Origin of the sequence: Bacillus pumilus (genome assembly GCF_900186955.1) — a bacterium.
Taxonomy (GTDB): domain Bacteria; phylum Bacillota; class Bacilli; order Bacillales; family Bacillaceae; genus Bacillus; species Bacillus pumilus.
In genome coordinates, this window is the sequence record NZ_LT906438.1 from 2,713,683 (window position 1) to 2,734,502 (window position 20,820).

Here is a 20,820-nt window from a genome sequence, read left to right on the forward strand (position 1 = left end):
TGTGCGGGGGTGTTGATGTTGATTATTTTGATTTTTTAAAGGAAACTTCATATTCTTCTATGATTTTATTGCCACCATTTGATTTCCACTTCTCTACATCTTTCTTAAATTGATCTTCACTGATGTCTCCAAGAATGAACTTATAGGTCGCATCATCGATGATTTTTTTCAATTCATTTCCTCGTTCTGAGGCTGTTTCTGAATACAGGCTTTCAGCAGGGTTGGCGACGATGATCTTTTGATTGTCTTCTTCCAGCTCTTCATATTTTGTACGAACCGCATCCCCTTTATTTTTCAAGTAGCGTTTATCAATGCCTACTAAACTGACAAGCGGCTGTACATCTGTCTGCCAGCTTTTCACTTGGCTTTCTTCCCTGACAAATGTATTCCCTTCTTCTTTCTTATAATGCTCACCATCTATACCGTACGTCATGAGACCATAGACATCTTCTTCTGCAATGCGATCAAAGAAGGCCAAAATTCGCTTTAATTCTGCCTCTGATTTCACGCTTGTTTTAGGGAATGCGAAGATGCCATTATGACCACCTGATGCCCACACCCGTTCTTTGCCATCTGGACCTTTGATTCGGTTCAAGATATCGACTTTCATGTTTTTATCTGTCGCGTCATCTCTCAAGTTCACAGCATCAACCATATTTCCAACATAGATTCCTGCTTTTCCTTGTGAGAATAATTCCTGCTGCTGTGTTTTGCTTGTCACAGGGAAGTCTTTGTTGATATAGCCATTATCACGCAGTTTCTTCATGTACTTCATCGTATTCATGTACTCATCTGTCATAAAGTCTGGCGTGAATTTGCCGTTATCTTCTTTCCAGTCTGTTGGCATTCCCTCATATGAACCAAGCGTTTTAAATGCCCCATAAATCAAATCGTTCCGATCCGTAAAGCCAATTGTATCCGCTTTTCCGTTTTGATTCGGATCTTTTTCAGTAAAGGCTTTCGCTACCTCATAAAGATCATCCAACGTTTTTGGTGTATCCAAATTTAAATTTTCAAGCCAATCCTTTCGAATGACAATTCCTTGTCTTGAAAGTGGTCTCTCTCTATAAATGCCATAAAGCTTACCGTCTATAGAGGCGTTTTTATTAATCAGTTCGTTCATCTTACTTAAATTTGGATAATCCTTTAAATACGGACCGACTTCCCAGAACATACCTGATCTGAATGCATTAATAGCAGACGAATTCTTAATGTCTTGAATCGTCACAATCTGCGGCAGATTCCCAGCTGCAAGTGCAGAATTTAACCGATCTTCCTTCACAGCATCAGGCACCCACGTAATATCAAGTTCTGTATTTGTGAGCTTCTCAATCTCTTTTAAAACCGAATCTTTCGGCGGCTGCTGATGATACAAAATGGCCATCCATGTCAGCTTCACTTTTTTGTCTAAATCAACCTTTTCATCCGATGAACTTCCTTTGCTTGAACATGCGGATAAAATACCGCTTGCTGCAAATAACAGAACAAACGCAATCAACCATAATTTCTTTCTCCCCATAAGATCCCTCCGTTGTTCCTTCTTTTTAACCTTTTACAGAACCTAGTAATGCCCCTTTGTTGAAATGCTTTTGAATAAATGGATAGACAAGCAGAACGGGAATGGTGGCTACCACAATGACAGCCATTTTAATCGTTTGGTCTGGCGGTGGTGTGGATGATCCCATATCCGACATATCTCCCTGCATTCCGCTCGAAACAATGACAATCTGCCTTAGAAGTACCTGAATCGGCCATTTCACTGAATCATTTAAATACAGAATGGCGGTCATGTACGTATTCCAATACGTCACGGCATAAAAAAGTGAAATGGTCGCAATAGCTGGCAAAGAAAGTGGCAGCACAATTTTAAAGAAAATCCCTAAATCGTTACAGCCATCCATCTTCGCTGATTCCTCAAGGCTTGCGGGAATGTTTTGAAAGAAGTTTTTCAAGATGATCAAATTGAACGCATTGATCGCAACCGGTAGAATCAGTGACCAATAGGTATCAAGTAGACCAAGTGTTTTCACAACAATAAACGTCGGAATCATACCTCCGCTAAATAGCATCGTGAAGACAACGAGAAACATCAATGTTCTCCGCCCTTTTAACTCCTGACGAGACAGCCCATATGCCATGAGTGAGGACAAAAACATGCTGACAGCTGTTCCAACGAGTGTCACAAGAATGGACACGATAAGGCTGCGGTACACAATATCCGTAGAGAAAATATACCGATAGGCCTCTAAAGAAAACGTGGTCGGGAACAAGATAAACTTCTTCGTGATGACCTCTTCTACTGTAGCAAAAGAGGCAGCAATGACATGGATGAACGGAAGCACACATATTAATGCGAACATGAGTAGAAAAGAGTAATTAAATAAGTTGAACAATCGGTCTTTAATAGAACGATCTATGTTCATCACACCCTTTCTTTGAAAGCGTTATCATTTTATCCGAAAATGAGCTGCAGCCTGTGACGATATCGTGATTAAAATGTAACAAACGGGGGAAGAAAGCGTCTATAATCATCTTGACAGACCAACTGGATCGATCCTGTCAGTCGTGCTTTTATGCTCATGAAACAAAAGAATAAGATCATCAGCTAATGACATGATTATGCCCTATGCCTGATCGTTTTCTTCAAGGATTTCCGTCGTATTCACATCGGGTCTATAGCCTAACTCCTGCTTCGTGTTTTCCGTAGACCAAGGCTTTTCTTCGTTTTCTGATACGGCATAATATGTCCCAAAGGGAACGGTCGTTTCAATCGCTGCCTTTATCATCCCTGCTAGATCTTCATGTGAAAGAAGTGTTCGTTTTGTTCGATCTTTCTCGTGTAATGCCTCCATCTCATCTGTCACAACCGTTCCAATCCGTAAATTGATAACAGACATTCCCGTTTGATCGTGGAACAAACGGCCTAGCTGTTCAGAAGCAAATTTTAAAATGCCATAGACATTTTGAGTCGCAGGTACATCGTTTGTTGTAATATGTCTCCCTAGTAAGGAGCGTCCATCTTTTTCATAACGATCGGTCACGTGATTGCTGCTTGCAAAAATGACTTTTCGTATGCCGAGACTTGCAGCTGATCGAAACATAGAATAAGAGCTCCTCCAAAAAATATCATTCATTTTTTCAAACTCCTCATGATTCATCACATCATGCGTCATCTCCATGTTTAAAAGGTGTATGATGACATCTGTATCTCGCGGAATCGCCTCATATAATTCCTGTTCATTCGTTGCATCTGCTAAAATGTCTCCTTTTACACAGCCCGTTTGATCAATAATGGTGATCTCATACTCAGAAGAGAGCGTTTTTGTTAAAATACGGCCGATCACACCGCACCCGCCAATGATCGTGATCTTCTTCATGTGTCTCCTCCTTTCTAATGACGTAGTATGTCCAAGCTTTTATAGATTACAGCCATTTTTTTAAGAATCGAGTGGCCTCGTGACGCATAGCGGCTGTTTCAAAATGACCTGCATGAAGACCAACAAGCTGATACCGTTCTTTCAATGAAGCCGCTTGATAAGTTTGGCTCAATCCCTTTTGAATGCGAGCGACGCCTTCAGCAGGCGTGAGTGGATCAAGTTTTCCAACTAAGCTTAAATGCGGCCTTGGAAAAATCATTTCCTGAATATCAGTTGCCGTAAAGTGCTTTGCTAAGCTTGGTACATAGTAATAAAAGCCATGCCTGTCTAAATTGTTCGTTTCAATTAATGTGTGGTGATCGACCTGTGCGCAAAGATCAATACACACACTGACCCTCTCATCAAGCGCAGCCGTCCACCAGGAAAGAAGCCCGCCCATTGACATTCCAAAAATAGCTAACCGGTCCGGCAGCACATCAGGTCGAGACAGCACATAATCAATTGCACACATACTTTCATACAGCATCATGCCCCACATCACTTTCCCTGTTAAAAGCATTTCCTTAAAAATTTCACTTTCGGTTCTTCCTCTTCTCTCACCAAATCCTGCATGATCAATAGACAGAACACTATAGCCTTTTGAGGTGAACTCTTTCGCATATGAAGGCGCTTGCAAATAATGAGCACCCTTGATGAGCTCTTCCTTCCCATCGACGTAGTTCCCGCCATGAGAGTGCTGAAACAGCACAACTGGTCTTTTTTTCACCGTATCCTTCGGCTTCACAAAATAAGCGGGCACTTCCTCTACACCATGGATTGAAAGAATGAGTGTTTCGATGACGTACGATTCACGATCCTCGACCTTTAACGTATATGCCTCCACGCGATGGCGTTCTGGCATTTCTCCTAACAGACTGAGCAGTTGTTCACGTTTGCTTTCCTTTTCCATTGACGTCACTCCTCCTTTTGTTGATCATCTGTTAACATACGAGATCGATCGTGCAATCACCTTGTTTTCGACAAAATTATGTCCCGGGAAATAAAGAACACCCACCGGTTCATACCGATGGGTGTCATCATTAATTCGCAACAATATTGACAAGCTTTCCAGGAACCGCAATCACTTTGCGAATGGTTTTCCCTTCAAGCTGTTCTTTTACACGTGCATCATTTTTCGCAAGCTCTTCTAACTGTTCTTTAGTTGCATCAGCAGGAACAGTTAATTTTGCTTTCACTTTCCCATTCAATTGTACGACAATTTCTACTTCATCGTCGACAAGCTTTGACTCGTCATATTGCGGCCATGCTTCATAAGAAATAGACCCTTCATGACCAAGTTTATTCCAAAGCTCTTCCGCTACATGCGGTGCAATTGGAGAAAGTAGTTTCACAAAGCCTTCTGCATATTCTTTCGGTAGTGTATCAGCCTTGTAGGCATCATTGATAAACACCATTAATTGTGAGATCCCTGTATTGAAGCGCAGACCTTCATAATGGTCTGTTACCTTCATCACGGTTTCATGATAGCTGCGTTCTAATGCGCCTCCAGTTTGCTCCGTTACTTTATCACTGATTGTGCCATCTTCGTTTGTGAATAGACGCCATACACGATCAAGGAAGCGGCGAGCACCATCAAGTCCTGTTTCAGACCAAGCGATTGATGCATCTAAAGGTCCCATGAACATTTCATAAAGGCGTAATGTATCCGCACCATGAGATTCTACGATATCATCTGGATTGACGACATTTCCTTTTGATTTACTCATTTTTTCATTATTTTCCCCAAGAATCATTCCTTGGTTGAACAATTTCATGAAAGGTTCTTTTGTCGGAACAACACCGATATCATACAAGAACTTATGCCAGAAGCGCGCATATAGAAGATGAAGTACAGCATGTTCTGCTCCGCCAATATATACATCAACAGGAAGCCATTTCTTCAGCTTTTCAGGAGATGCAAGCTCTTCTGAGTTATGCGGGTCAATATAACGTAAGAAATACCAGCAGCTGCCTGCCCATTGCGGCATTGTATTGGTTTCACGGCGTCCTTTTTTACCTGTGACAGGATCGACAACCTCAACCCAATCTTTAATATTGGCTAAAGGTGATTCACCTGTGCCACTTGGCTTAATCTCAGTCGTTTTAGGCAAAATGAGTGGAAGCTCTTCCTCTGAAACAGCTGAAGACGTTCCGTCCTCCCAATGAATAATTGGAATTGGCTCACCCCAATAACGCTGGCGGCTAAATAGCCAGTCTCTTAAACGGTAAGTGACTTTCTTTTCGCCTTTTTGATGTTCTTCCAGCCATGCAATGACTTTTTCAATCGCTTCTTCTTTTCCTAATCCATCGAGGAAATCAGAGTTAATGTGTTTTCCATCACCTGTGTAAGCTTCTTTTTCAATGTCTCCGCCTTCGACAACTTCCTTGATTGGAAGATCAAATGTTTTGGCGAATTCATAGTCACGCTCATCATGGGCAGGTACCGCCATAATCGCGCCTGTTCCATAAGTAGCCAGCACGTAATCTGCAATCCAGATCGGCATCTTTTCACCATTTAATGGATTGATGGCATAAGCGCCTGTGAAAATACCCGTCTTCGTTTTTGCAAGATCTGTCCGCTCTAAGTCGCTCTTAGATTGAATTTCTTTCATATATGCTTCGACTGCTTCTTTTTGAGCAGCTGTTGTCATTTTTTCAACAAGTGCATGTTCTGGTGCAAGTACCGCATAGGTTGCCCCAAACAATGTATCAGGACGCGTTGTGAAAACAGTAAACTGTTCATCATGTCCTTCTACTTCGAAATGAACATGTGCACCTTCTGAACGTCCGATCCAGTTACGCTGCATATCTTTAATGCTTTCAGGCCAATCAATGTCTTCTAAATCTTCTAACAGCCTGTCCGCATATGCCGTAATCTTTAGCATCCATTGCTTCATCGGACGTCTTTCAACCGGATGCCCTCCGCGTTCACTTTTTCCATCAATGACTTCTTCGTTTGCAAGGACTGTGCCAAGCGCTGGGCACCAGTTCACTGGTACTTCATCGATATACGCCAATCCCTTTTCGTACAATTTCAAGAAAATCCATTGTGTCCATTTATAATAATTTGGATCAGTCGTGTTGATTTCTCGATCCCAATCATATGAGAACCCTAGTGATTGAATTTGGCGGCGGAAGTTATTGATGTTCTCTTCTGTAAAGACCGCCGGATCATTCCCTGTATCTAGCGCATACTGTTCTGCTGGAAGACCAAATGCGTCCCATCCCATTGGATGAAGAACATCATATCCCTGCATACGTTTCATGCGTGATAAAATATCCGTTGCTGTGTAGCCCTCAGGGTGCCCGACATGAAGTCCTGCTCCTGATGGATATGGAAACATATCAAGTGCATAGAACTTTGGTTTATCTTCCGAGTCAGATGTGGCGAATGTTTTATGTGTCAGCCAATAATCCTGCCACTTCTTTTCAATTTCCCGATGCTGAAAACTCAATGTGAAAACCTCCTTTAATATGTACGGCTGTATCTGCTCAGATGACCACTGCAAGAATTCAGATTTTTCTAAAATCAACAAAAAACCCTCATCCCTGGAAAGGGACGAGAGATTTTTTGGTTCCCGCGGTACCACCCTTGTTAGCGTAACTTTCTGTTTGTACGCTCACTTAATATCTTTAACGCAGACATGCGACAGAAGCTTTAACGCAACTGCAACTCTGAGGCGAGTTCAGAAGCAGATTTGATTGACTTTCACCAGCCGTCAATTCTCTAAAGACAAATACTGCTTTCCTACTACTCCTCTTCACTGTTCTTATCGTAACCGTCATCTAAGTAGTATTTTATAGAATTATGATCATAAGTGCAAGCAGGTTTGTATACAATGGGAATGTACCCTAGATCAGGGTAAAGTAGAGGATATTATTCGTGTGGAGATCGGTTATGACGGTTGGAGTCTGCATTCTGTGAATGCTGTTCTCTTACAAAATCAAAGCTTCGCAGAACTGCTTCTCCTCCATAACCTGAAATAATTGATAAGATGACCAAGTGCAGACTAGATTCGGGATTTGAGGATAAGACAAGCAGTGTAGCGGCAATCATCCCAACGAGCCAATCTTCAATAAACCCTAAATAAATAAACTTTTTTGTCATTCTGGGCTTCTCTAGCCTACCTTTTTTCTTTACGTGACCGAGAATGCCCATGACCCCTCCAATGGCGCAAGCAATAATGACTTGTTGCAGCATTTTCATCACCTTCCTAAAGCCCTTAGAATAGTAAAGCGACTTCAGGCTGTCCAGCCCCCTGTAATGCCATTCTGCTGTTCCGTCATAATCCATGTAAAAGGTCTATTCTCTCTAACGAAGAAAAAAAGCTTGTTTCTTCCATTATATGTGAATGACCCAAAACAATCTTGATGCATTGGAATCATTTTTACCTAATCCATATTGACTATTTTTGTCATTTTATGAATTATGAGCAATTGATTCCTTCTTTTTCTAAAGAAAAGTCTCCTTACTTACTATATTCTAATGGAGGACAAACTATGATGACAAATTTAACAAAGCCATTGCAATCGTTGAAACAGAACATATGTTATGTTACGTTAGTAAGGAATACCTTTGGTTGAAAAGACAACCATTTGATATGTCTGATAGCAGCAACAAAGGAGGGTAATATGGTCAGCTCGAACATCTTCGGCTTACAAAAACAGCTTGAACTCATAAAAAAAGCGCTAGATCATGCGCGGATTGGTGTTGTCATTACAGACCCTTCTTTAGAGGATAACCCTATCGTTTATGTGAATCATGGCTTTACACACATGACTGGATACAAACCAGATGAGATTCTTGGGCGTAATTGTCGATTCCTTCAAGGGAAAGACACAGATCAAAAGCAGCTCGATTTAATACGTCATGGAATACAGAATAAAACACCTATTACCACACAGCTAAAAAATTATAAAAAAGACGGTACTTTTTTTTGGAATGAACTCAATATAGATCCTCTATACATTGAACAAGATGATAAAACATTTTTCATTGGCTTTCAAAAGGATATTACGAAACAGAAAGAATATGAACAGCTCCTAGAAGATTCCTTACAGGAAGTCACCTCTCTTTCGACGCCAATCGTCCCAATCAAAAATGGTGTATCTGCTCTGCCACTCATTGGAAAACTATCTGAAGAACGCTTTGATGCCATTGTCGCGAAGTTAACTTGTATATTAGATGATTCAAAGGATGATTATTTAATTGTCGATCTTTCTGGTTTAATCGATGTCGATGATTCCGTTGCAGCACGCATTTTCAAGCTGCATCGTCTTCTTAATCTAACCGGAACCGAACTGATCATCACAGGGATCAAACCGCAGCTTGCAATGAAAATGAAAGACTTGGATACAGATTTTCAGGATACAATCACTTATTTGACGGTTAAGGAAGCAATCAAAGGATTACCATTAGCTGAAAACCCTGTGTAAAAAAGGGTTTTTTTAGTTGAAACGCCCCCTAAAAATGGAAAAATGAGGTATGATAGGTGTAATAAAGGATGTAGGGGGGCTACTAGATGATGATGTTACTCATCATAGGTCTTTTATGTGTTTGTTTTGCCATAGGATACGCCGTCAATTTCTTATTACTCAAACACCAGAATGAGCAGATCTTTTCAAAGAAACTATTTTATCCTTTCTTGATCTTGGGTCTCATCTTTTCCATTATGTCATTACCGTTTGCTGCCACAGATGCACCGAAGGCACAAGCAGATCCATCTTCAGAACAGCTGTTAAAGGATCAAAAGCAGCTCACATCTGACATAACGCGCTTAAAAGCTGATAAAGAGGAGCTTACCGCTTCTTTAGAGGACGCAACAAAGGATAAAGAAAAACTAGCGAAAAAGCTAGAAACCATCACCTCAGAAAAAGAAACAATCAAAAAGCAAGAAAAGACCATTCAAGCGCTTGAAGAGAAAATAGACAAGCTTGCCTCAAGCAACGAAACACTCAAAAAAGAGAACAAGAAAAGCAGCAGCGATACGGAGTCTTCTACCGTTCAGCGGTCCGCTCCTAAAGATGAAGGAAAAAGCACAGGCGGTCATGAGTCACAGAAGGAAACAAAAAAAGAATCTGCAGCCTGTAACATCAAAGGAAGTGTCAACGGTATTTATCACACACCGAGCAGCAGATACTACTCTAGAACAAAGAATGTAACCAAGCTATTCTGCTCTGTAGAAGAGGCAGAGCGTGCAGGGTACCGGGCACCTAAGCAATAGCTATGTATCACGAAAAAAGAACCTCCTGTCAGCCCAATTGGGTGCCTTAGGAGGTTCTTTTTTTAGATTTCTCTTCTTAATGCTGCTAATACATTCGTTTTTGTTGCTTTACGTGCTGGGTTAAGCCCTGAAAGGATTGCTACCCCTGCGCTAATCACTGTTGCTGTAATTACAAGGCTGAGCGGAATATAGGAGAAGGTGATCGAGAATTGATCGCTTGACCCTCCCTCTGACATGGACGACAAAATGGCTGGAATGATTAAATTGACGGCGAAACTAATGATATATGAGATGATAATACCGATGATCGACCCAATCACCCCAATGTAAGCACTTTCCATGAGGAACATTCGCTTGATAATCGATGGATTCGCGCCAATGGCTTTCATAATCCCAATTTCTTGTGTCCGCTCTGTTACTGCCATTGTCATCGTATTAAAAATACCAATTGCAGAAATAATGACCGCAATACATCCAACAAAAATAAGTCCAATTTTGAAGACTGTAAAGAACATATCCATTCCTTCGAGCTGATTTGTCACAGAGATGACTTGATAGCCCTCATCTGTCAGCTTATTCGTGAGTGCACCGACATTGTCGAATTTATCTGCATAAACAGAAGTCATTTTCTCGACATTTCCTGCTTCAGGAGATAGATCGAGTACTTGACCAAATTCCTTTTCATACGCATTCGGAATAAAAATTTTATGATCCTCTTGCCACTCCAGATTCGGCTTTTTCAAAACACCTACTACACGGAAATCAAATGTTTTTTCTTTGACGACTTCATTTTCTTCGTTGAGTTTTGGTACCTTGACTTGAATCACTTTATTTAAAATATCTTTCGTGTAGCCCTTAGGCTCTTTTGGTGTTTCTTCACCATTTGATGTCTGATTTAATTTTTTTTCATAGGCTTGGCGTTCTTTTTTTGTCCACAGTTGTTCAGCCATATGATACCCGACCACAATTTCGTTCGCTGATGTTGGGACTTTTCCTCGGTCTAGCTCAAGCCCTGCTTCTTTTTCTTCTTTCATATCGGTTAGAGCAGCCTGCGTTTCACCTGAGCGATCATCGAGCTCGACGTTTACCAATGGAATGAGCGCCGTTCTTGAGACGACAGATTTCACATGATCATATTTCTTTAAATCATCTGTCTTGACGTCACCTTTTTCCTTGCCTAACACTTTCACTTCTGTGATGATTTGCTGTTTCATGATTTCATCTTGCGCCGATTTTTGCAGACCAAAACCAACAGACGCTAAAACGATTAAGAAAGAGCATGCCATTGTCGTCGCAAGAATGGTCATAAACACACGCAATCTATTTTTCTTCATGTTTCTTCTAATGAATTTGACCTGATCTCTAAATTTCAATGGATTGTTCCCCTTTCTTTAATACACCATCATGAAGCTGGAACGTGGTATCTGCGATTGAAGCGACTTCATCGTCATGTGTAATGATGACAAAGGTGATTCCTTTTTCACGATTGAGCTGCTGGATAAAGGCTAAAATTTCTCCTTCGGTTTCTGAATCTAGACTGCCTGTTGGTTCATCCGCTAAAATAATAGATGGATTTAAAATCAAGGCTCTTGCAATACTCACACGCTGCTGCTGCCCGCCTGACAACTCATTTGGGTAATGCCCTGCATGATGTTCTAGACCTACTCGTTTCAGCATTTCTTCTACTTTCGCCTTTCGTTCAGACGGCTTCACACCTTTTAAAGTGAGCGGAAGTTCAACATTTTCATACGTCGTTAAGCTCCCGATCAATTGAAAGCTTTGAAAGATAAAACCAAAGTGATCTAAGCGGAAGTCCGCCCATTCTTTTTCATTAAACCCAGTCACATCGGTACCATCAATGACAATTTGTCCGCTCGTTGGCGTAATATATCCTGAAATTAAGTTCAATAGGGTAGATTTCCCCGAGCCACTTCGCCCAACTATACATGCAATGTCGCCTCTTTTGATGGACAGGTCAATCCCTTTCAGCACAGGAATCTCATTCTCTCTGCCCTTTTTACCAATTTTAAACACATGATCTAACGCTTGAATCTGAATCATCTCTACTCCCCTACTCTCTGTTTATCTTTTTCGATATATTAAGAAATAACTTGTTAGTGCGCCTACAGCTCCACCGATGAGCATGCCAGCGATATAACCAAATATAGAATTATCTGAAGAAAATCCAACCCAGCCAAATCCTAGAACACCGAAGACAATGACCATAATCTGAATGGGCCGGTCGATTTTTTGATAAAGAAAGAAGCGGCCATTTCGTTCAATTGGATGTTTTAAAAAGCTAATTAAACCAATTAGATAAAACAGAACCATCATGACAATAGGGATAATAATTTTTTCACCCGAGAACCAATGAGGATAATCAGATTGGAAAGGTTCAGTTGTAATGTAAATAATTGGAGACATAGGCGATATCAAATGAACGAAGCTCTTATCTAACCAATCCCCACTTGTCTTCAAGATAAAATCTAAATGAACAATCGGTAATCCGATCACTAAAAAGGGTAAAATAGCTGTGCTGAACCCAACAATTGCTTGTGAAATGGAACTTCCGGTTAAAGTACCAGCTGCAAAAAATAAACTATAAAACATTAAGGAGGTCACAAATGAAATGACATAACCGCTATGAAAGCCAGATGTCTCTAGTGGATTCAGCCCCAAAATAAGTAAATACGTAAGAACATACGATACGGCATGAACGATTGCAATGATTCCAGCACCTAAGAAAAACTTTGTATGATAGATTGTACTTCTGTTAAACGGCAAAGATAAGGTAAAGTCCATATGCCCTTTATTTCTCTCAAATCCTAGCTGAATGACAGCAAAGAAGACCCCCATTAACCAAGAAAGGGAGAGAAACACATCTGTATTAAAGAAATAAGAAAAACGCGGTGAATCTACAATACACTCTGCATCCTTTAGACATGTTTGAAAAGATGAATATTCCATTAAGAATGCAAAGGGCGTCGCAAACACCGCAACCAGCATCACTAAAATAAATGTCAGCTCTGATTGCTTCCACTCCTTATATAATAATTGCCGCTTTACCATCTCCGTTTCCCTCCAAACTTTGCAATGAATACTTCTTCTAAATTCACAGGCAGTTCATGCCATACTTTTGGTTGCAGCGACTTTAAGTACTCTTTAGCCTCTACATCGGTTTTAAGAACAAGCGCTGTATAAAAAATGCCCGCTTGATCTAATATAGCAACACCATTTTTTCGTATACTCAAGTTCATATCTTCTTCAAAAGCCATCTGGATTTTGACATAATCATTCTTTAATTCATCTAGATCCATGACACTTGTGAGTTGGTTTCCTTCTAAAAACCCGATTCGGTTACACATCCGCTCAATATCCTCTAATCGATGCGATGTGATGAGAATCGACGTTTCACGTTCCGCTACCTCGTCGATCATGAGCTGAAGAACATCATTTCTTGTGACGGCATCAATACCATCTGTTGGTTCATCTAACAGAATCACGGCTGGCTTGATCGCAAAGCTTAAAATTAATGACAGCTGCTTTTTTAACCCTGTCGATAGTTCACGGTATTTTACTTTTTCCGGTATTTCATAGCGGTTCACAAGCTCATTGGCATATGTCACGTCAAACTTCGGATAAATATGCTTTAACAGCTGGACAAGCTGCCCGTAATTGTATCTATCAAAGTAGGGATTGACGACTGGCATATACACAATATTTTGCTTTACTAACGGGTGGTCTTTCACAAGCACGTCTTTAAAATAAATCTCTCCTTCATCTGGAAGAAGAATTTGCTGAATCAAGCGGAGAAGTGTTGTTTTACCAGAGCCATTCCTGCCAAGCAAACCAAAGATCTCACCTTCGCCTATTTTGAAGGAAACGTTGCTGAGTACTTCACGTCCATTTAATGTCTTCGATACATTTCTAACCTCAATCAACTTTATTTCCTCCCTCGAGACTTGAGCCGATCTCTTCTATCCATTCCTTCAGTTGTTGAATATCAATACCGGCATAATGAGCTTCTATAATGAGTTGTCTTAATTGCTCCTTCATCTCCAATACCTTCCCTTCATTCAGCTTTAACCGAGCCTCTTCTGTTACATACGTACCGCGCCCTCTTAGTGTTTCAATAATCCCTTCCCGCTCAAGCTCCTTATATGCTTTACTGACGGTGTTAGGATTGGCGATGATAATAGTGGCGAGCTCTCTGACAGAGGGCAGTTTGTCACCAGGTTTCATTACACCTTTTAGACATAAAATTTTGAGTTGCTCAATGATTTGTTCATATATTGGCGCAGCGCTTCGTGGATCTATTTGAATCATGATGGCTCCCTCTTTCCTCATTCATGCTTTTGCAGTCCTATTGCTTGTTCATGCCCTTGCATTAAAGGGATTGAATTAAGTATCAAATCTTTTTGAACTTCAAAACCAATGAAAACGAGAACGAAAAAAAATGTACATGCTAACACAACAGCCAGCACCATCCACTTCAAATTGATTGGTTTTTTTTCTTTTTTCATGGTTGAACACCTTTCTTCACTTTTTAAGTGTCTTTAGTGTATTAGTTGATGTAGTACACTTAATACAATATAGACACTTAAATAAAAAGTCAATAGCCTTTCAAAAAATAAAAAACAGACCCTTTAAAAAAGGATCTGTTCATCATTCGTTGTCGTAAGAAATGCCTAAAATCATTTGATTTTGCAAGCTTTGCATTTGAACACGTGCCCTGTCTAACCGCTCTCTTTGCTGGTCATTGGCGACATCTTTTAATTTTTCTAATTCGTTCACCGCATCTTCAAGCATAAGCTGTGCCTTAGAAAATTCGTCCTCATTATAATGCTCTTGGCGTAAGTTCAAATCAAATTGCTCATTTGCAAACTCAAGGGTTTCAGTACTTTTTTGGATAAATTCATCGATTGACTGCCTTGTTGCCATCTTGCATTCCCTCCATTTCATCATTGCTCCCGCCTATTTTGCCCACGTAAAGCTTTTTCACTAAAGAAAATGTTGGACAGATTCAATTGTCCTCCTTCATGATTTTTGTTAAACTTTAAGGATGCCTATTATTACGCAAGGAGGTTACTGACTTGGATCAGCATAACCCTTTTTTATATTCAAACAGCGAAAAACGCTATCACACATGGAACTATCATTTGCGAGAACACTTTGGTCATAAAGTTTTTAAAGTGGCCTTAGACGGCGGCTTTGACTGCCCAAACCGTGATGGTACTGTAGCCCACGGAGGCTGTACATTTTGCAGTGCCGCAGGATCTGGTGATTTTGCAGGAAACCGTGCGGATGATCTCATCACTCAATTTAACGAAATCAAAGACCGGATGCATACTAAATGGAAAGACGGAAAATATATGGCGTATTTTCAGGCGTATACAAACACACACGCCCCGCTTCCTGTTTTAAAGGAAAAATTTGAAACCGTGATGAATTTGGATGGTGTGGTTGGCTTATCTATTGCGACAAGACCTGACTGCCTGCCAGATGACGTGGTGGAGTATTTAGCTGAATTAAATGAGCGGACTTATCTCTGGGTAGAGCTTGGTCTTCAAACGGTTCATGAACGGACAGCGATGCTTATTAACCGTGCCCATGATTATGAATGCTACGTAGAAGGTGTAGAAAAACTGCGAAAACACGGCATTCGTGTCTGCTCGCATATCATCAACGGCTTGCCTCTTGAAAATCGGGACATGATGATGGAGACAGCAAAAGCTGTTGCTGATTTAGATGTGCAAGGAATTAAAATTCATTTGCTTCACCTTTTAAAAGGAACCCCAATGGTCAAGCAATATGAAAAAGGCAAATTGGAGTTTCTAAGCCAGGAAGAATATGTCCAGCTTGTTTGTGATCAGCTGGAGATCCTGCCGCCAGAAATGATTATTCATCGTATTACAGGCGATGGCCCGATTGAATTAATGGTTGGTCCAATGTGGAGTGTAAACAAATGGGAAGTATTAAATGCCATTAATGCTGAGCTTGAAAGACGTAACAGCTACCAAGGCAAACGTTTCGTCAGATTGGAAGAAGCAGCAAAATGATCTTGAAACGCATGCTCCCTTTTAGTAAAGAGCTGTTAGAACGGGCTTGTCAAAAAGGCGACATCGTTATTGATGCAACGATGGGAAATGGCCACGATACACTCTATTTAGCTGATCTTGTCGGTCATGATGGACAAGTTTTTGCATTCGACGTACAAGAAGAAGCCATACAGCAGACGCGTAAAAGACTTGGTGAGGGATATCCATATGTTCATCTCATTCACGATGGTCATGAAAAACTGGCTCAACACCTGCCAAGGGATGTTTATGGACATATCTCTGGCGCGGTGTTTAACCTTGGGTACTTGCCCGGAGGCGATAAAGCCGTCACCACTCAGGCCCATACAACCATTGAAGCCATTGAGCAGCTCCTCGACTGGCTTAAACCCGGAGGTCTGATCGTCCTTGTGATTTATCATGGACACCCCGAAGGGAAAAAAGAAAAAGAAGTGCTTCTCGACTATTGCAGATCACTTCCTCATGAAGAGGTGCAAGTTTTATCATATCAATACATGAATATTCAAAACGACCCGCCTTTTGTGGTCGCCATTGAAAAAAAGCTAAAGCTCAAATCCTAATGGATTTGAGCTTTTTTATGAGGATTTCATCCAAGGCATTTTCTGATAGGTCCGGTAGGCTCTTCCGTTGATATAGAAAAAGAACGATGTTTTCCCGCTTGATTTGATCAGCCGTTTTGCCAGCTTATTCATCTCTTTTTGGGCTGTTACTTTTTCATCGGACAAATAGACTGCCAATAATCCTCTGTTAATTAATTTGTGAAAGTTTTCGTGCGGAATGCCTTTCAGCTGCTCATCCGCTTTTTCAATAAAATGCTGAAGTCTATCCATCATCTCATGATGAGAAGCATAGTAGGAGCAAAAGTTCAGATCTCCTCCAAGCCGGTCTTCTTCTTGGTCAATTAAATAATCAAGTAAAATGTGCAGACCTTGAATATAAGGGAAATAGCTTTCGTATATTTGCTTCGCCTGCTTTTCTGTAAAGTCCGGCTGCAACGCATACGCCACAAGACAGAAAATCCCTAACGTTGATCCTGCACAAGCTGAAAATTCATACCATTCCATCTTAGGCAAATCCTTTTCATATTGGCGGAACCACGATTCTAGCCGCGGAACCCGCTCATGAGGAACGACGTGTTTATGTACTTGCAAATCACTGTAGTAATCGCACAGCGTGTGTAAATATGGCTGAATGATCGGATAATGCTTAAGACGCGACAGCACGTCTTGGCATGTGCGGACAAGCGAGTGTAAATACCCATGATCCTCTTGATCATCACGGAATTGGTAGTAAGGCTTGAGCTCAGCATGAATATCAAGCGCATCTCTCATCGCTTGATGCAGCATATGAAAATCTTTTGGATCAAGCGACGTACTGCGGTCACACAGGTTATCTAAGTAATCACTGATGGTTTGATACGCCACAATGAATTCAATACACGTTTCTTTCGCCTCACCTGCTAGAAGAGATAAAATACCTCCGCCTTCGCAGTGGAAGGTTTTACTCGATATGCTCGCTAACGCCTGCGTACGCAGTTCTTCATTTTCAATCATTTCTGCATGAGCCCGCCACTTTTTTAGCTCCTGATGAACAAGCGGAAAAATATCTTTATACACCTTTGTCATCAGTGCAAAAGGACGCTCTGGTACTGACAAATCAATCCACCCCTAACTTAAAGCTCACCATCAAATATATTGATCTGTAAAGGCTCTTGCTGCCTTAAACACATCTTCTCTTTCCGGTTCATTAAAAATTTCGTGATACAGCTCTTCCCATTCACGATATGATTTATTGGTTGATTCAATGCCATTGAACCATTTGATCACCCTCGTTTTATCGACGATCTTATCATCGCCCGCCTGCATTAAAAGGAGCGGAATCGATTTAAAAACATTCGTTGGCTGCATGGCTGCATCAATATTTTTGATCAGCTCTCGGTACCAGCGGACCGACACCTTTGTTACGTAAAGGGAATCATTTGAGTCTGCCTCAATCACAGCCTGATTTCGTGTGGCTAGTTCAATCGACAGCCCTGACTCGACTTTAAAGGACGGTGCCAGCACATTTAGACCTTTTGATGCAAAATCCATTAGCTTCTTCGGTTTAAATTGCAGACCTAAACAAGGTGATGATAAAATAAGGCCATCAATCTTCGTATGGGTATACTGCTTGACCCACTCAATTGAAATGAGTCCGCCCATACTGTGTCCAAGTAAAAAAGTAGGAAGCCTGAATGATTTCGCATGTTCGATCCATTCATCTACTGTATCAATGTATTCTTGAAACGAACGAATGTGGCCGCGCGCACGTGTCGACGTCCCTTGCCCAGGCAGGTCACCCATGACGACGTGATAGCCGGCATTTCGCCACATTTCGATCAGCCATTTATATCGGCCGTGATATTCACTCGCACCATGTACTATCACAATTGTACCAACTGGTCTTTCAGCATGCCAAGTCCACAAAGTAAACACCTCACAAATGTTGTATTAAGAAAGGAAGTCGAAAAAGTGATTTATCCATATCATCAGTTTACACCTGAGATTCATGAATCGGTCTTTGTCGCAGATAACGCCACCATTACAGGAGATGTCACGATTGGAGAATATTCGAGCGTGTGGTTCCAAACCGTCATCAGAGGCGATGTCGCTCCTGTGAGAATTGGAAAAAACGTCAATATTCAAGATTTATCCTGTCTGCATCAAAGTCCTGGAAAAACACTTCTAATAGAAGATGGTGCTACCATTGGACACCAAGTCACATTACATAGCTCAATCATTCGAAAAAATGCCCTCATTGGTATGGGGTCTATCATTCTCGATGGTGCAGAAATTGGCGAAGGTGCCTTTATCGGTGCAGGTAGTCTTGTCCCTCAAGGAAAGATCATTCCAAAAGGATCACTCGCTTTCGGCCGTCCAGCCAAGGTCGTCCGGCAGTTAACAGATGAAGATATCCAAGACATGGACAGAATCCGTAGAGAATATGTAGAAAAAGGACAATACTATCGTTCCCTTATACCCCGTTAACATCATACGCGTTATCTTCACTTTATCATGTTTTTTTCAGGATATTAAGCAATAACTATGAACCGCTTGTTATTTTACCCTTTTCCGCCGCTTTCTATCATAACAAAAAAGGTTTTCAGCTTTGTGCTGAAAACCTTTTTTCATTAACTAAAGATAACTTCTTTCGGTTGATGATTCAACTGCTCTGGATCAATGCTGCGCTCCACATAAATGCTGTGCCAAATCATAAAGATAAGGACGGTCCAAATCTTACGGCTATGATCTGCTTTACCAGCACAATGCTCATTTAATAAATCAAGCACATACTCTTTGTTAATGTATTCATCTGTTTGACTGTTTTTGATGATGTCTTTTGCCCAAGCATTCATCTCATTTTTCAACCAATGACGAATTGGCACAGGGAAACCAAGCTTTTTACGGTTTAACACATGGTCAGGCACAATGCCTTCTGCTGCTTTACGCAATAAATATTTCGTTGTGCCATCTTTTGTTTTCAGCTCTTCTGGAATTTTAGAAGCCGCTTCAAAAACGACCTTATCAAGGAATGGAACACGAAGCTCAAGAGAATTCGCCATCGTCATCTTGTCTGCTTTTAATAAGATGTCTCCGCGCATCCACGTATGGATATCAACATATTGCATTTTGTTAATATCACTGTAGCCTGCGCTTTCCTCGAAGTATGTCTTCGTTATGTCACGATATGTGATGCTTGGATCATAATGTTTGAGGAGATTTTTCTTCACTGGCTCTTCAAAGATTTTCGCATTACCGATATAACGTTCCTCTAATGGCGTACAGCCGCGAACGATAAAGCTCTTCCCTTTCATTCCTTCTGGCATTAAACGAGCCAGACGAAGAAGAAGCTTTTTCAGCATAGATGGTACAGATTCAAATGGTTTAAGAGAAAGAGGCTCACGGTAAATATTATATCCACCGAACAGCTCGTCCGCTCCTTCACCTGAAAGAACAACCGTCACTTGTTTCTTCGCTTCTTTTGCCACGAAATACAATGGAATCGCTGCCGGATCAGCTAAAGGATCGTCTAAATGCCAGACAATCTTCGGAAGCTCGTTCATATATTCCTCTGGAGAAATGACGGCGCTGAAGTTTTGTAAGCCTAGCTTGTCAGCTGTTTCCTTCGCGACATCGACTTCACTAAAGCCATCCTGCTGGAAGCCAACAGAGAATGTCTTTAGCTCAGGGTGTAATTCCTTTGCGACAGACACGATGAAGGAAGAATCAATACCACCTGATAGGAATGAACCAACAGGTACATCACTTCTCATGTGAACTTTCACAGAATCATAGATCGCATCTCGTACTTCTTCAATTAACTTCTGTTCTTGTGTTTGCTCAGGCTTGAATTGAACTTTCCAGTATGTCTTAAATTCGATCTCCTGTCCTGGGCGTAAAATAAACTTATGACCAGGCTCAACTTTATGCACCTTTTGATCAAGCGTATTTGGCTCAGGAACGAATTGGAACGACATGTACTGCTGCAATGAAGTCTCATCAAATAAAATGTTCTCGTTCACAGCCATCAAGCTTTTGCGCTCAGACGCAAAGTACACTTGCTCATCCATTTGTGTGAAATAAAGCGGTTTGATGCCAAAAGGATCTCTTGCGCCATATAATTGCTGCGCTTCTTTATCCCAAATTAAAAATGCAAACATGCCGCGAAGCTTAGAAGCCGCTTCTTCTTTATAATGACGGTATGTGGCAAGCAGTACTTCCGTATCAGAATCTGTGCTGAACGTATAGCCCTTTTTCACAAGCTCTTCCTTCAGCTCCACATAGTTATAAATTTCCCCGTTAAAAATAATCCAGTACTTTTCATCTTCATAAGAAAGCGGCTGCTTTCCGTGTTCAACATCTATAATACTTAAACGTCTAAATCCAAATCCTACATGCTCATCATGAAAGTAACCCTCATCATCCGGACCACGGTGAACGATGAGACGATTCATTTGTTTAATTAACTCTTCCTGCTCAGTAGTTTCGGACAATGGACGGTGATTAAACACACCAACAAACCCACACATATTATTGCCTCCACGTTATGTTATTTCTTAAAAGT

Annotated in this window: 21 protein-coding genes and 1 other annotated feature; of the genes, 5 read left to right on the forward strand and 16 right to left on the reverse strand. The window is 41.0% G+C overall.

Annotation, left to right across the window (positions count from 1 at the left end; translation table 11 throughout):
• Nucleotides 1-22 precede the first annotated feature (22 nt).
• The 6 genes from CKW02_RS13925 to CKW02_RS13950 all read right to left on the reverse strand — a co-directional run bounded on the left by CKW02_RS13925 (nt 23) and on the right by CKW02_RS13950 (nt 7,623).
• Nucleotides 23-1,519: an extracellular solute-binding protein gene (locus CKW02_RS13925; RefSeq protein WP_003217610.1), complete on the reverse strand. Its 1,497-nt coding sequence runs from the start codon at nt 1,517-1,519 to the stop codon at nt 23-25.
• 25 nt (nt 1,520-1,544) lie between these two features.
• Nucleotides 1,545-2,405 carry a carbohydrate ABC transporter permease gene (locus CKW02_RS13930; RefSeq protein ID WP_095117953.1) on the reverse strand — a complete coding sequence of 287 codons (861 nt, stop codon included), beginning with the start codon at nt 2,403-2,405 and terminating at the stop codon, nt 1,545-1,547.
• Between the two features lie 219 nt (nt 2,406-2,624).
• Nucleotides 2,625-3,377, reverse strand: coding sequence for an NAD-dependent epimerase/dehydratase family protein (locus CKW02_RS13935; RefSeq protein ID WP_003217573.1), 753 nt, complete (start codon nt 3,375-3,377; stop codon nt 2,625-2,627).
• A 46-nt stretch (nt 3,378-3,423) separates the two neighbouring features.
• On the reverse strand, nt 3,424-4,326 hold the full coding sequence (locus CKW02_RS13940; RefSeq protein WP_003217586.1) for an alpha/beta hydrolase family protein: 903 nt from the start codon (nt 4,324-4,326) through the stop codon (nt 3,424-3,426).
• Nucleotides 4,327-4,456: 130 nt separating this feature from the next.
• Nucleotides 4,457-6,871 (reverse strand): leucine--tRNA ligase, encoded by a 2,415-nt coding sequence (leuS, locus tag CKW02_RS13945; RefSeq protein WP_034620871.1) that lies wholly within the window; start codon nt 6,869-6,871, stop codon nt 4,457-4,459.
• 97 nt (nt 6,872-6,968) lie between these two features.
• Nucleotides 6,969-7,190: a binding site (T-box leader), on the reverse strand.
• A 103-nt stretch (nt 7,191-7,293) separates the two neighbouring features.
• Nucleotides 7,294-7,623 carry a DUF4257 domain-containing protein gene (locus CKW02_RS13950; RefSeq protein WP_003217692.1) on the reverse strand — a complete coding sequence of 110 codons (330 nt, stop codon included), beginning with the start codon at nt 7,621-7,623 and terminating at the stop codon, nt 7,294-7,296.
• Nucleotides 7,624-8,048: 425 nt separating this feature from the next.
• Here CKW02_RS13950 and ytvA point away from each other — a divergent pair, with 425 nt between their 5' ends.
• Both ytvA and CKW02_RS13960 read left to right on the forward strand, forming a co-directional pair.
• Nucleotides 8,049-8,852, forward strand: a complete 804-nt coding sequence (ytvA, locus tag CKW02_RS13955) for a YtvA family blue-light photoreceptor (RefSeq protein ID WP_003217570.1) — start codon at nt 8,049-8,051, stop codon at nt 8,850-8,852.
• An 86-nt stretch (nt 8,853-8,938) separates the two neighbouring features.
• Entirely contained in the window at nt 8,939-9,640 is a 702-nt protein-coding gene (locus tag CKW02_RS13960) for a coiled-coil domain-containing protein (RefSeq protein ID WP_003217620.1), read from the forward strand.
• Nucleotides 9,641-9,702: 62 nt separating this feature from the next.
• Here the strand turns inward: CKW02_RS13960 and CKW02_RS13965 are convergent, their stop codons facing one another.
• The 7 genes from CKW02_RS13965 to CKW02_RS13995 form a co-directional block, all read right to left on the reverse strand.
• Nucleotides 9,703-11,013 carry an ABC transporter permease gene (locus tag CKW02_RS13965; protein ID WP_034620869.1) on the reverse strand — a complete coding sequence of 437 codons (1,311 nt, stop codon included), beginning with the start codon at nt 11,011-11,013 and terminating at the stop codon, nt 9,703-9,705.
• Nucleotides 11,003-11,701 carry an ABC transporter ATP-binding protein gene (locus CKW02_RS13970; protein WP_003217638.1) on the reverse strand — a complete coding sequence of 233 codons (699 nt, stop codon included), beginning with the start codon at nt 11,699-11,701 and terminating at the stop codon, nt 11,003-11,005. Before CKW02_RS13970 ends, CKW02_RS13965 begins: the two co-directional genes overlap by 11 nt.
• A gap of 21 nt (nt 11,702-11,722) precedes the next feature.
• Nucleotides 11,723-12,709 (reverse strand): ABC transporter permease subunit, encoded by a 987-nt coding sequence (locus CKW02_RS13975; protein WP_003217607.1) that lies wholly within the window; start codon nt 12,707-12,709, stop codon nt 11,723-11,725.
• Nucleotides 12,703-13,581 (reverse strand): ATP-binding cassette domain-containing protein, encoded by an 879-nt coding sequence (locus CKW02_RS13980; protein WP_003217564.1) that lies wholly within the window; start codon nt 13,579-13,581, stop codon nt 12,703-12,705. The genes CKW02_RS13975 and CKW02_RS13980 overlap by 7 nt, the downstream gene beginning before the upstream one ends.
• Complete coding sequence (locus CKW02_RS13985; RefSeq protein WP_003217551.1) at nt 13,574-13,966, reverse strand: GntR family transcriptional regulator; 393 nt, start codon at nt 13,964-13,966, stop codon at nt 13,574-13,576. Before CKW02_RS13985 ends, CKW02_RS13980 begins: the two co-directional genes overlap by 8 nt.
• Nucleotides 13,967-13,983: 17 nt before the next feature.
• Nucleotides 13,984-14,163: a hypothetical protein gene (locus CKW02_RS13990; protein WP_003217546.1), complete on the reverse strand. Its 180-nt coding sequence runs from the start codon at nt 14,161-14,163 to the stop codon at nt 13,984-13,986.
• Nucleotides 14,164-14,305: 142 nt separating this feature from the next.
• The gene (locus tag CKW02_RS13995) at nt 14,306-14,581 is read right to left on the reverse strand and encodes a YtzC family protein (RefSeq protein ID WP_003217632.1); all 276 of its coding nucleotides are present in this window, start codon (nt 14,579-14,581) and stop codon (nt 14,306-14,308) included.
• A gap of 152 nt (nt 14,582-14,733) precedes the next feature.
• Here CKW02_RS13995 and mnmL point away from each other — a divergent pair, with 152 nt between their 5' ends.
• Entirely contained in the window at nt 14,734-15,699 is a 966-nt protein-coding gene (mnmL, locus tag CKW02_RS14000) for a tRNA modification radical SAM protein MnmL/YtqA (protein ID WP_003217704.1), read from the forward strand.
• Nucleotides 15,696-16,277 (forward strand): tRNA 5-(aminomethyl)-2-thiouridylate-methyltransferase MnmM, encoded by a 582-nt coding sequence (gene mnmM, locus CKW02_RS14005; protein WP_003217653.1) that lies wholly within the window; start codon nt 15,696-15,698, stop codon nt 16,275-16,277. Before mnmL ends, mnmM begins: the two co-directional genes overlap by 4 nt.
• Nucleotides 16,278-16,292: 15 nt before the next feature.
• On the opposite strand, the gene CKW02_RS14010 is transcribed toward mnmM, so the two are convergent.
• Together CKW02_RS14010 and CKW02_RS14015 are read right to left on the reverse strand one after the other, a co-directional pair.
• Nucleotides 16,293-17,372 carry a tetraprenyl-beta-curcumene synthase family protein gene (locus CKW02_RS14010; RefSeq protein WP_003217575.1) on the reverse strand — a complete coding sequence of 360 codons (1,080 nt, stop codon included), beginning with the start codon at nt 17,370-17,372 and terminating at the stop codon, nt 16,293-16,295.
• Between the two features lie 30 nt (nt 17,373-17,402).
• Entirely contained in the window at nt 17,403-18,182 is a 780-nt protein-coding gene (locus tag CKW02_RS14015) for an alpha/beta hydrolase (RefSeq protein WP_003217757.1), read from the reverse strand.
• Between the two features lie 45 nt (nt 18,183-18,227).
• Between CKW02_RS14015 and CKW02_RS14020 the strand changes: the two genes are divergently transcribed.
• Entirely contained in the window at nt 18,228-18,743 is a 516-nt protein-coding gene (locus CKW02_RS14020) for a gamma carbonic anhydrase (RefSeq protein WP_034620867.1), read from the forward strand.
• 143 nt (nt 18,744-18,886) lie between these two features.
• Here CKW02_RS14020 and asnB read toward each other — a convergent pair whose 3' ends face one another.
• Nucleotides 18,887-20,785, reverse strand: coding sequence for an asparagine synthase (glutamine-hydrolyzing) (gene asnB, locus CKW02_RS14025; RefSeq protein ID WP_003217609.1), 1,899 nt, complete (start codon nt 20,783-20,785; stop codon nt 18,887-18,889).
• Nucleotides 20,786-20,820: the final 35 nt, after the last annotated feature.

Coding starts and splice junctions, on each gene's coding strand:
- CKW02_RS13925 (WP_003217610.1), bottom strand. CDS start 1,519: ATGGGGAGAAAGAAATTATGGTTGATTGCGTTTGTTCTGTTATTTGCA.
- CKW02_RS13935 (WP_003217573.1), bottom strand. CDS start 3,377: ATGAAGAAGATCACGATCATTGGCGGGTGCGGTGTGATCGGCCGTATT.
- CKW02_RS13940 (WP_003217586.1), bottom strand. CDS start 4,326: ATGGAAAAGGAAAGCAAACGTGAACAACTGCTCAGTCTGTTAGGAGAA.
- CKW02_RS13950 (WP_003217692.1), bottom strand. CDS start 7,623: ATGAAAATGCTGCAACAAGTCATTATTGCTTGCGCCATTGGAGGGGTC.
- ytvA (WP_003217570.1), top strand. CDS start 8,049: ATGGTCAGCTCGAACATCTTCGGCTTACAAAAACAGCTTGAACTCATA.
- CKW02_RS13960 (WP_003217620.1), top strand. CDS start 8,939: ATGATGATGTTACTCATCATAGGTCTTTTATGTGTTTGTTTTGCCATA.
- CKW02_RS13970 (WP_003217638.1), bottom strand. CDS start 11,701: ATGATTCAGATTCAAGCGTTAGATCATGTGTTTAAAATTGGTAAAAAG.
- CKW02_RS13975 (WP_003217607.1), bottom strand. CDS start 12,709: ATGGTAAAGCGGCAATTATTATATAAGGAGTGGAAGCAATCAGAGCTG.
- CKW02_RS13985 (WP_003217551.1), bottom strand. CDS start 13,966: ATGATTCAAATAGATCCACGAAGCGCTGCGCCAATATATGAACAAATC.
- CKW02_RS13990 (WP_003217546.1), bottom strand. CDS start 14,163: ATGAAAAAAGAAAAAAAACCAATCAATTTGAAGTGGATGGTGCTGGCT.
- CKW02_RS13995 (WP_003217632.1), bottom strand. CDS start 14,581: ATGGCAACAAGGCAGTCAATCGATGAATTTATCCAAAAAAGTACTGAA.
- mnmM (WP_003217653.1), top strand. CDS start 15,696: ATGATCTTGAAACGCATGCTCCCTTTTAGTAAAGAGCTGTTAGAACGG.
- asnB (WP_003217609.1), bottom strand. CDS start 20,785: ATGTGTGGGTTTGTTGGTGTGTTTAATCACCGTCCATTGTCCGAAACT.